General features: G+C 68.1%; 7 protein-coding genes and 1 pseudogene. 1 reads left to right on the top strand and 7 read right to left on the bottom strand.

What is annotated here, in order from left to right:
* The 6 genes from G3N92_RS25525 to G3N92_RS25500 form a co-directional block, all read right to left on the bottom strand.
* The coding region (locus tag G3N92_RS25525; RefSeq protein ID WP_206130377.1) for a glycosyltransferase family 2 protein at positions 1 to 861 on the bottom strand (861 nt) is incomplete at its 3' end.
* 40 nt (positions 862 to 901) lie between these two features.
* Positions 902 to 3,127, bottom strand: a complete 2,226-nt coding sequence (locus G3N92_RS25520; RefSeq protein WP_206130378.1) for a polysaccharide biosynthesis tyrosine autokinase — start codon at positions 3,125 to 3,127, stop codon at positions 902 to 904.
* A 55-nt stretch (positions 3,128 to 3,182) separates the two neighbouring features.
* Positions 3,183 to 4,373, bottom strand: a complete 1,191-nt coding sequence (locus G3N92_RS25515) for a polysaccharide biosynthesis/export family protein (protein ID WP_241015018.1) — start codon at positions 4,371 to 4,373, stop codon at positions 3,183 to 3,185.
* Positions 4,367 to 4,807 (bottom strand): low molecular weight protein-tyrosine-phosphatase, encoded by a 441-nt coding sequence (locus tag G3N92_RS25510; protein WP_206130375.1) that lies wholly within the window; start codon positions 4,805 to 4,807, stop codon positions 4,367 to 4,369. The genes G3N92_RS25515 and G3N92_RS25510 overlap by 7 nt, the downstream gene beginning before the upstream one ends.
* A gap of 38 nt (positions 4,808 to 4,845) precedes the next feature.
* The gene (locus tag G3N92_RS25505) at positions 4,846 to 6,288 is read right to left on the bottom strand and encodes a UDP-glucose/GDP-mannose dehydrogenase family protein (protein WP_206130374.1); all 1,443 of its coding nucleotides are present in this window, start codon (positions 6,286 to 6,288) and stop codon (positions 4,846 to 4,848) included.
* Positions 6,289 to 6,377: 89 nt separating this feature from the next.
* The gene (locus tag G3N92_RS25500; protein ID WP_206130373.1) at positions 6,378 to 7,754 is read right to left on the bottom strand and encodes an undecaprenyl-phosphate glucose phosphotransferase; all 1,377 of its coding nucleotides are present in this window, start codon (positions 7,752 to 7,754) and stop codon (positions 6,378 to 6,380) included.
* 426 nt (positions 7,755 to 8,180) lie between these two features.
* On the opposite strand from G3N92_RS25500, the gene G3N92_RS25495 reads away from it, so the two are divergent.
* The gene (locus tag G3N92_RS25495; protein ID WP_206130372.1) at positions 8,181 to 9,734 is read left to right on the top strand and encodes a mannose-1-phosphate guanylyltransferase/mannose-6-phosphate isomerase; all 1,554 of its coding nucleotides are present in this window, start codon (positions 8,181 to 8,183) and stop codon (positions 9,732 to 9,734) included.
* 274 nt (positions 9,735 to 10,008) lie between these two features.
* On the opposite strand, the pseudogene G3N92_RS25490 reads toward G3N92_RS25495, so the two are convergent.
* Positions 10,009 to 10,647 (bottom strand): annotated as a pseudogene (locus tag G3N92_RS25490) (transposase); the annotation flags it as partial.

The following is a 10,647-nucleotide window of genomic DNA, read 5'->3' as shown; positions in this document are numbered from 1 at the left end:
CCTTCCGCCGCGCGGCGAGCCGACCGACAGCAGCACGTGCGCGAAGCCCGGATACACCCGCGTGCCGACCAGCGCGTACCACCACCAGGCGATCTCGCGCTTGGCGCCCGGCAAGTGATCGCGCAGCGTCAGATGCAGGTTGTAGGCGGCGTTGACGATCGCGTTGCGCGAGGCGGCGTCGCGCCGGTCCTCGTCGAAGCGCTCGGCCGGATAGTGATCGACGGCCACGGCCGGGTCGTACACCAGCTTCCAGCCGCGCCGCTTGACGGCCATGCTGAACGCCATGTCGTTGTGGGTCTGCGCGCCCGCACCGCGCAGGCGTGTGTCGAAGCGCAGCCCGGCGATCGCGGCGCGCCGGTAGATCATGTTGGCGCCCTTGAGCATGTCCACCTCGCGCGCGCCGCCCACGCCGAGATGGTGATTGCCGATCAGCTTGCCCGACAGCGTCACGCGACCCACCACGGGCTGCTCGCCGTCCACCACGCGGCCCTTCTCGTGCACCCAGTCGCGGCCGCCGAGCGCGCCGAGCCGCGCGTCGCCCGCGAACGCGGCGTGGATCCGTTCGAGCCAATCGGCGTGCGGCGCGGCGTCGTCGTCGGTGATCGCCACCACGTCGCCCGACGCCGTGTCGAGCCCGAGGTTCAGCGCGGCCACCTGCCCGCCCACCTCGACCGGTGCGATCACCAGCGGCAGCGCGCCGCGCACGCGCGGGTCGGCCAGGCATTCGTGGGTGGCGTCGTCCTCGGGGCGCGCCACCACGATCACCTGGTCGGGCGCGCGGCGCTGGCGCTGCAACGCGCTGAGGCAGCGGGCGAGATCGGCGGGACGCCGGTAGGTCGGAACCAGTACGGAAAGTTTCATCGGTGCTTCACCTCGTCTTGGGCGTGGGCGCTCGCGCGCCTCAGGCGTTCAGATATTCGTGGACCGACGCGTAGCCGCGCCCGTAGCCCCGCGTGCGCGCCGGCACGCCGTTGAAGATGCCGCCCTGCACGTGCACGCCGGCCGTGCGCAGGCGCTTGATCGAATCGCTGATCTCGCCCTCGGTGTGCATGCCCGAGCGCAGCACCAGGAACGTCGAGCCGGCCAGCACGCCGAACAGCGTGGCGTCGGTCACGGCCAGGATCGGCGGCGAATCGACGATCACCGCGTCGTAGCGCTTGCCGAGCCCGTCGAGATACAGCGCGAGGCGCGGCGACATCAGCAGCTCCGACGGGTTCGGCGGGCGCTGGCCGGTCGGGATGAACGACAGCCCCGGCACCTGCGTCTCGCGGATCGCGTCCTCCAGCGCCACCTGCCCGCTCAGCAGCTCCGACAGCCCGTTGCGGCGCGACACGCCGAAGTAGCGGTCGAGCGCGCCGCGGCGCATGTCGGCGTCGATCAGCAGCACGCGCTTGCCCGAGGCGGCGAGCAGCGCGGCCAGGTTGACGGTCAGGAAGCTCTTGCCGATGCCCGGCGTCGGGCCGGTCAGCACCATCACGCGGTTCTTCGCGTCCATCAGCGCGAACTGCATGGCGGTGCGCAGGCTGCGCAGGCTCTCGACGCTGAGATCCTTGGGCCGCGCGACCGCCAGGATCGGCCGCATGTCGCTGCCGCTCTTCTGCGCGGCGGTGTCGAGCTTCTCGAGCTCGGCGCTCTTCGGCACGAGGCCGTACATCGGCAGGTTGAACATGCGCTCGACGCGCTCCGGATCCTCGATGCCCTTGAACAGGCTGCGGCGCAGGAACACCACGCCGGTGCCCACGATCAGGCCCAGAATCACGGCCGCCGACAGAATCAGCGCCTTCTTCGGCTTGACCGGCACGCCGGGGCGCAGCGCGGCGTCGACCAGGCGGATGTTGCCGCCGGTGCCGGCGCGCTGCACCGACAGTTCCTGCACGCGGTTCAGCAGCAGCACGTAGATGTCTTCCGCCACCTTGGCGTTGCGTTGCAGCGCCACGGCCTTGACCTCGGTGGCCGGCAGGCTGCGGAACTTGTCGGCGTACTTGTCGCGTTCCTTCTCGAGCTGCGAGAGCTGCTGGTTGGCCGCGATCACCATCGGGTGCTCGGGCGTGAAGCGCTGGCTCAACGACGCGATCTGCAGGCGCTGCGCGGCGATCTGCTGCTCGTATTGCACGCTGCCTTCCAGATAGACCTTCGCCTCGTCGCTCGCGTTGATCGAACCCGACGTGCTCTGGTAATCGGTCAGCGCGGCCTCCGCGCGTTCCAGGTCGGACTTCAGGCGCGGCTCCTCGCTCTTCAGGAAGTCGAGCATCTTGTTGGCCTCGGCCTGCTTGCTGACCACGTGCTGATTCAGATACGACTGCGCGAGCGCGTTGGCGATCAGCGCCGTCTGGTCCGGATCCTTGCCTTCGAGCGAGATCTGGATCACGCCCGTCTGCTTGCCCTGCTCGGACACCTGGATGCCCGACTGGAACGCCGTGATCGCATCGAGATCGTTCTGGCGCACCACCGTGAACTGCGTGCCCGGACGCGCCACCAGCTTCGACACCGTCAGCGACACGCCGTTGCCCTCGGCGCGCTCGCCCACGCGGCCGCGCAGCAGCAGGCCGCCGTTCGGATCGGCCAGCGAATACGCGCCGCCCTCGCCGGCCGTCAGCGTCAGTTGCTTGCCTTCGAGCGGCTGGGCCACGTCGATCGAATCGATCGCGGCCGATTCGCCGCCCCAGGCGTAGGACTTGAGGCCGAACCACGGCGCGGCGAGCTTGCCCGGCGTGGCGATGCGCGCGGCGATCGCGCCGAGCAGCGGCATCGTCTTCGGCGCGACCGAGAAGTTCAGCTTGCACTGCTCGACCACCGGGCCCACCACGCCGCGGCTCTTGATGATTTCGATTTCGGCGTCGGTGGCGGGCGAGCTCGGGCCGCTGTTGATCACCGCGCCCGTCTGCGTCTGCGTGAGCGCCTGCGTGGTGTTGTCGGCGGCCTCGACGCGCACGTGCGCATCGGCCGAATAGACGGGTTTCGCGAGGTAGCAATAGACGCCCGCGAGCGCCACCACCAGCGCGGCGATGCCGAGCAGCAGCCAGATGTCGTCGAGCACGACCTGGATCAACTGGCCGAGGACGACGTCTTCCTCGTCGGGCTTCGCGGCCAGATCCGCGTAGGGATGTTTGACTTGCGTATTCACGATGGCTATCCGCCTCAGGTTCGGTGGGCCGGCGTCGGACGACGCCGGCCGCGCCAGATCAGTGCGTGATCTGCTTCATGTAGTAGACCGACTGAATGGTCGGGAAAATCTGCTGCAGCAGGCGGTTGAACTGCACCGAACCGGCCGTGCCCACGTACACCACGTCGAGCGGCTTCAACTGGAACCGGCTCGACAGCATCAGCGCCTCGGGCTGGGTCATGTCCAGGCGGTAGATGTCGGGCGCGGTGGGGTTGTTCATCATGTCGCGCAGCACGTAGATCTGGCGCGGGTTCGCATCGGTGTCGAGCAGCCCGCCGCCGGCCGTCAGCGCATCGGCAATCGTCAGCTTGCCCTTCAGCATCGGCACCGTGATCGGCTGCTTGACCTCGCCCATGATGAACACGCGGCTGTCGGTGCGATCCGGCACGTTGATCACGTCGCCCGGCTGCAGCATCACGTCCTGCGAGGTGTTGCCCTTGTCGAGCATCGCGTTCGCGTCGAGCACGTAGTACTGGCCGTGGCGGGTCAGGCGCACGCGCTGCAGATCGGCCTCGGCGGTGGTGCCGCCCGAGCGCGTGATCGCGTCGACCAGGCGCAGCGGCACGTCGGTGATCGCGAGCGGGCCGGGCGTCTTGACCTCGCCCGTCACCTGCACCTTCTGGCTGCGGTACGACAGCACGCGCAGGTCCACCTGCGGGTTCTTGACGTAGCGCGACAGCTTCGCGGCCAGCTCCTCGCGCACCGATTGCGCGGTGCGGCCGGCCACCATCAGGCGGCCCACGAACGGGAAGTAGATGGTGCCGTCCGGGCCGACCGTCTGGCCGTACGGATCGGCCTGGCCCGGCAGCGCGTTGGTGTACGGCTGCTGCAGCGCGCCCGCGATGGTCTGCGTGGTGTTGCCGCCGGCCGAGAACGACTGCCCTTGCGGCGTGGTCAGTTCCGGGTGATCCCAGACGGTCACGCCGAGAATGTCCTGCGACTCGATCTTGTACACGTACTGCGACGGATCCGAGAACATGTCGGGCGGCAGCGGCCGCTGCACCTGCGAGGCGGCCAGCGCCTGCGCGGCCACCAGTTGCGGCGTGATCATGTGGACGTCGTAGTGCGTGTCGGGCATGGTGCCCTTGTCGTCGAGCCGCGACGTGTTCAGGTAGTTGCCGGGCGCGGTCGAGCAGGCCGACAGCAGCGCGGCGATCAGCAGCGGCGCGCAGCGCGCCGCGAGGGAGCGCGGAAACAGGCGTATCAGCATAGTTTGTGCAGCCATCCTTGAACCAGACGTTCGATCAATTCGCAGCTTTCGCGGTAGGCCGCTTCGCTGTGCCCGTGCGGATCGGCGATCTCCGCGTCTTCCCACTTGCCGAGCAGGAACACCTTGCCGCGCGCGCACGGGTCGACCGCTTCGATCGCGTCGATCTGGCGGCGCTCGGTGGTCAGCACCAGGTCGGCGTCGCGCACGATGGCCTGGCTCAGGCGGCGCGAGCGGTGCGTCGAGGCGTCCACGCCGCGTTCGGCGAGCAGCGCCTGCATCACCGGATCGATGTTGTCGCCGTCGTTCGCGTGAATCCCGGCCGAATGGAACGCGCAGTTTTCCAGCGCCTCCTGGCCATGCGAGCGGAACAGCATCTCGGCGGTCGGGCTGCGGCACACGTTGGCGTGGCAGACGATCAGCACATTGCGGAACATCGCGTTTTCCTCCTGCTTCGGTTGCGCGGCGGCTACGCTCAGGCGCGCGCCTTGTCGTTGGACTTGCCCGCGCGGGCGGCCGGCCTGACGGCCGCGGTGGCGGCGGCATGGGCCTGCACCGCGTGCGCGCGGCCGATGGCGTGGTATTCGATGCCGAGCTCGCGCATCGCGAGCGGCTCGTAGAGATTGCGGCCGTCGAAGATCACGGCTGATTTCCAGCGCGCGGCCAGCGCCGCGAAATCGGGGCTCTTGAACGCCTTCCATTCGGTGACGATCGCGAGCGCGTCGGCGTCCTGCGCCACGTCGCCCGCGTCGTCGACGAACGTCAGCCGTTCGAGATCGTCCGGGCGGCCGGCCAGGTCGAGCGCGAACACGCGCCGCGCTTCCTGCGTGGCGACCGGGTCGTAGGCGCGCACCCGCGCGCCGCGCGCCAGCAGGTCGGCGATCAGCGCGCGGCTCGGCGCCTCGCGCATGTCGTCGGTGTTCGGCTTGAACGCCAGGCCCCAGACGCCGAACGTGCGGCCCGTCAGGTCCTCGCCGAAGCGCGCGACGATCTTCCGCGCCAGCACCTGCTTCTGCGCGGCGTTGACGTCCGACACGGCGCGCAGGATCTGCAGCGCCTGGCCGCTCGCGTCGGCGGTGCGGATCAGCGCCTCGACGTCCTTCGGGAAGCACGAGCCGCCATAGCCCGCGCCGGCGTACAGGAAGTGATAGCCGATGCGCGGATCGGAGCCGATGCCGCGGCGCACCGCCTCGATGTCGGCGCCCACGCGGTCGGCGAAGTTCGCCAGCTCGTTCATGAACGAGATGCGCGTGGCCAGCATCGCGTTGGCGGCGTACTTGGTGAATTCGGCCGAGCGCACGTCCATGTAGAGCGTGCGGTCGTGATTGCGGTTGAACGGCGCGTAAAGCTTCTTCATCAGCTCGCGGGCCTTCTCGCCCGGCACGTCGTCGTCGCAGCCGATCACGATGCGGTCGGGGCGCGCGAAATCGTCCACGGCCGCGCCTTCCTTGAGGAACTCCGGGTTCGACACCACCGAGAACATGGTGTCCACGCCGCGCGCGGCCAGCTCGCCGGCCACCGCCTCGCGCACGCGCTCGGCCGTGCCCACCGGCACCGTCGATTTGTCGACGATCACCTTGAAGCCCGTCATGAACTTGCCGATGTTGCGCGCGGCGGCCAGCACGTATTGCAGGTCGGCCGAGCCGTCCTCGTCGGGCGGCGTGCCCACCGCGATGAACTGCACGTCGCCGTGCGCCACCGCCGAAGCGACATCGGTCGAGAAGCGCAGGCGGCCCGCGGCGCGGTTGCGCGCGATGATTTCCTTGAGGCCCGGCTCGTGGATCGGCACGCCGCCGTCGTTCAGCACGGCGATCTTGGCGGCGTTCACGTCGAGGCAGAACACGTCGTGGCCGATGTCGGCGAGGCAGGCGCCCGTGACGAGTCCCACATAACCGCTGCCGATGATAGTCAGGTTCATTTTTCAGCCCTTGCGACCGGTGAGGGTCGTTCGCGTTGATCGGAAAAGTGCGGCGGCGCCGGGAGCGGCGCGCCGCGTGATGCGCAAGCTCAGTACGCGTTGCTGCCGGTGAAGCCCTTCCAGAGCGTCAGCACGACGATCTTGATGTCGAGCCAGAACGACCAGTTCTGCATGTAGTACAGGTCGAGCTTCACGCGGCCGGACATCTTCTCGACGCGGTCGGTCTCGCCGCGAAAGCCGTTGATCTGCGCCCAGCCGGTGATGCCGGGCTTGATGCGGTAGCGGAACATGTAGCCGCGCACCAGATCCTTGTAGATGTCGTCGTGCTCGAGCGCGTGCGGGCGCGGCCCGACCACCGACATCTCGCCCTTCAGCACGTTGATGAACTGCGGCAGCTCGTCGAGGCTCGTGCGGCGCAGGAAGCGGCCTACCGGCGTGATCCGCGCGTCGCCCTTGCGCGCCTGCGTGACCTGCCCGTGCACTTCCTTGTGCACCTTCATCGAGCGGAACTTGTAGATGCGGAATTCGTTGCCGTCGATGCCCTTGCGCGTCTGGCGGAAGAACACCGGGCCGGGCGAGGTCACCTTCACCAGCGCCGCGATCAGCAGCATGATCGGCGCGAGCATGGCCAGCGCGGCCAGCGCGAACAGCCGGTCGAACACGAACTTCGGCAGGATCCGCACGTCGGTGATCGGCGAGGCCGCCAGATTGATGGCCGGCACGCCGAGCAGCTCCACCACCTCCTGATTGAAGTACGACAGGCTGCGCACGTCCGGAATCAGCCGGATGTTGACGAAGTCGTGCTGGAACTCGGTCACGATGCGGTGGATCTGCTGCTCCTCGGTGATCGGCAGCGCCAGCCACAGCTCGCGCAGCGCCCGGCCGCGCACCAGCCGCACCAGCTCGGAGAAGCGCCGCTCCACCGGCACGCCGTCGCATTCGCGGCTGCTGACCTGGCCCGTCACGTCGAACACGCACGACGGCGTGAAGCCGGCCTCGGGCCGCGCCCGCATCTGCGCGATCAGCCGGCGCGTCACGCCGGTGTCGCCCACGATGCCGACCGCCTTGTGGTTGTAGCCCTCGCGGCGCAGGCTGCGCAGCACCCAGTGCACGCTCGCCTTCGACGCCACCAGCAGCGCCGCGGTGATCACGCCCCAGTAGCCGAGCCACAGGCGCGACAGCTCGCCCGAATGGTGGAAGCTGAAGCTCATCAGGATTCCGGCGCTCTCCACCACGCACCAGGCGCAGGCCACGCGCCACAACAGCGCGCGCACCGGCTTGCCGCGCCAGGATTGATAGATCCCGAACGCGGGGAAAAACGCGACGATCAGCATGCCGTTGAACAGCACCATCGAACGCTGCAGATCGTCGAGCGCGACGAAGCCGCCGCGGTGCAGCGCGGCCGCGATCAGCGCACCCAGCAACGCCATCGCGATATCGATCACTCTCGCCAACACGCTCAACATGGTCGCTCCTTCAGCCTGGACAAATGATCGGGTCGCAGCGCGACACGACACCGTCTCGCTGGCTGCAGGCGTTATTGAAGCGGCAAGAAAATTGTTGCTGCAAGCGCGCAAGTATTTCTAAAAATATTCGGAAAGTTTTGCATTTTTTGGGCGATTTTTTCTGAGCAAATTTTTCCGAATTCAAAGATCGTTTGCGATGGCCAGAAATTCACAAAACTCAACGATCCCTTGAAAATCAATGCAGTACAGTTCACTCTCTCCTATTTTTTACACTTTTTACCCAGACGAATTTTGATGCCGGCACCGACATAATTTTTTATATTTTTACGGTGGCCGGCGATCGTGCGGCGCAGCAAAACGCTTTTATCGATCAATTATGTCGTGCTAAAAATATTTGCACCGATCCATCGTTTCGAGGAGTGCCCAATGAACCCTCCGTCCGTCGTCGGCGCCGCGCCGAACGTCGTCTCCCCCGCCACGCCCGCTCCCGCCGCCCAACGCGACACCGTCGCGCAGGCGGCCACCCGCGTGGCCGTGCAGCCGGTCGTGCTGGCGGGCGGTTCCGGCACGCGCCTCTGGCCGATGTCGCGCGAACAGTTTCCCAAGCAGCTGATCGCGCTGCTCGGCGACGAATCGCTGCTGCAATCCACCACCCGCCGCCTCGAAGGCTACGAGGGCGATCTTCCGGTCTCCGAACGCATCATGGTGGTGTGCGGCGACGATCACCGCTTCACGACGGCCGAGCAACTGCGGCTGGCGGGCAAGGACGCGTCGATCGTGCTCGAGCCGTTCGGCCGCGACACCGCCCCCGCGCTGACGATCGCCGCGCTGCGCACCCTCGCCGAAGGCGGCGACGCGGTGCTGACAGTCATGCCGGCCGATCACGCGGTGGCCGACCTGCCGCGCTTCCAGGCCGCCATCGACGCCGCGATCCGCCACGCCGCGCAAGGCCGCATCGCGACGATGGGGATCCTGCCCACTCATGCCGAAACCGGCTACGGCTATATCCGCGTCGGCCCGGCGCTCGACGACGGCGGCGCGCTGCCGGTGCGCAAGCTCGAACGCTTCGTCGAGAAGCCGCACCTCGAACTGGCGCAGCAATACGTGACGTCGGGCGACTACCTCTGGAACAGCGGCATTTTCGTGGTGCGCGCCTCGGTGTGGCTGAAGACGATCCAGCACTTCCAGCCGCAGATCCACGCAGCCTGCGAACGCGCGGTGGCCAACGGCACCGACGACGGCACGTTCTTCCGCCTGCATCGCGAGAGCTTCGGCGAATCGCCGTCGAACTCGATCGACTATGCGGTCATGGAGCCGCTGGTCAACGCGCCGGCGCTGTGCGAAAGCGTGGTGGTGCCGCTCGATGCGGGCTGGTCGGACGTGGGGTCGTGGGATGCGATCTGGCAGATCTCGGAGAAGGACGACGGCGGCAACGTCGCGCGCGGGCGCGTGATGTTCGAGGGCGCGTCGAACACGTTCGCGCATTCGGAAGGCCGGCTGGTGGCCTGCGTCGGCACGCGCGACCTGATCGTGGTGGAAACGCCCGACGCGATCCTGGTGGCCGACAAGTCGAACGTGCAGGACGTCAAGAAGATCGTCAAGCAACTGAAGTCCGAGGCCGGCACGGAAGCCACCAATCATCGCAAGGTGCATCGCCCGTGGGGCCACTACGATTCGATCGACATGGGCGAGCGCTTCCAGGTCAAGCGCATCGTCGTGAAGCCGGGCGAGAAGCTCTCGCTGCAGATGCATCACCATCGCGCCGAACACTGGATCGTGGTGAGCGGCACGGCGCGCATCACGCGCGGCGACGAAACGTTCCTGCTGTCGGAAAACGAATCGACCTACATCCCGCTCGGCACCACGCACCGGCTCGACAACCCGGGCAAGGTGCCGCTCGAACTGATCGAGGTGCAATCGGGCTCGTATCTCGGCGAGGACGACATCGTCCGCTTCGACGATACGTACGGCCGCGGCTGATGCTCGGCCCGCTTCACGCAGCCTGATCGAAGCAGGAACGGGTTCGCCTCGCGGCGGCCCGCCGCGTGCCGGCAAGGTGCGCGGCGGGCCGCCGCGTTTTCGTTGGGAGTGCGTAGCATGGCTTGCGCGGTGCCGGGGCATTGCGGCGTTGCGGCGCGCGATCGCAACGCGCGCGCATGAAAAAACGCCGGTGGCCCGAAGGCGCCGGCGTTTTTTCATGCATTGTCATGCGCCGTGACGCGCCGCCTTCGAACGCGGCGGCCGCCCGGCCCGCTCAGCCGATCTGATAGGCGAACTCGCGGTGCGACAGCTCCTGCGAGCGCGCCGCAGCCTCGCCGAGTTCGTCGTCGCCGCGATGCAGGCGCTCGGCGCCGAAATGACGGATGTTGTGGCGATCGTTCGGCACCAGCGTGGACAGCGTGGCGAGCGCGGCCGACACCGGATGCACGGTGCGCAGCTTCGGCAGCGACACCGGCTCGTGATGCGCGAACGGCACCGCGGCCGGTGCGGCCACCACCGTGGCGGCCGGCAGCGCGGCATCGGCTTCGAGCGCGTTTTGCTGATCGACCCAATCGCGCGCCCAGGCAATGGCGAAACGCTCGGCCGCCTCCGGATCCGAGAAGCGCGGGCCGATCAGGCCCGAGCGCTCGACGCGGCGGCCATCCTGCGCGATCTCGGCCCAGGCGCGATACATCATGTTCTGCACCGGCTGCGCGGTGCCGTACAGCGTATAGCCGCGGTACGGCTCCGACTGCGGCGCGACGGTCGCGAAACGCACCGACACGGGCCGTGCGTGATCGCCCTCGGCGCTTGCTTCGGATTCCGCAGGATCGGCGGCCTGCGCGGCCGGCTCGGCGTGCAGCGCCACGGCGGCGGCCTGCACGGGCGGGCGCAGCCGCGCGAGCTGCGGCTC

The sequence above is a fragment of the Burkholderia sp. Ac-20379 genome (assembly GCF_017104645.1).
Taxonomy (GTDB): domain Bacteria; phylum Pseudomonadota; class Gammaproteobacteria; order Burkholderiales; family Burkholderiaceae; genus Burkholderia.
This window is presented reverse-complemented; position numbering and strand designations above follow the sequence as displayed.

Coding starts and splice junctions, on each gene's coding strand:
- G3N92_RS25515 (WP_241015018.1), bottom strand. CDS start 4,373: ATGCTGATACGCCTGTTTCCGCGCTCCCTCGCGGCGCGCTGCGCGCCG.
- G3N92_RS25510 (WP_206130375.1), bottom strand. CDS start 4,807: ATGTTCCGCAATGTGCTGATCGTCTGCCACGCCAACGTGTGCCGCAGC.
- G3N92_RS25505 (WP_206130374.1), bottom strand. CDS start 6,288: ATGAACCTGACTATCATCGGCAGCGGTTATGTGGGACTCGTCACGGGC.
- G3N92_RS25500 (WP_206130373.1), bottom strand. CDS start 7,754: ATGTTGAGCGTGTTGGCGAGAGTGATCGATATCGCGATGGCGTTGCTG.
- G3N92_RS25495 (WP_206130372.1), top strand. CDS start 8,181: ATGAACCCTCCGTCCGTCGTCGGCGCCGCGCCGAACGTCGTCTCCCCC.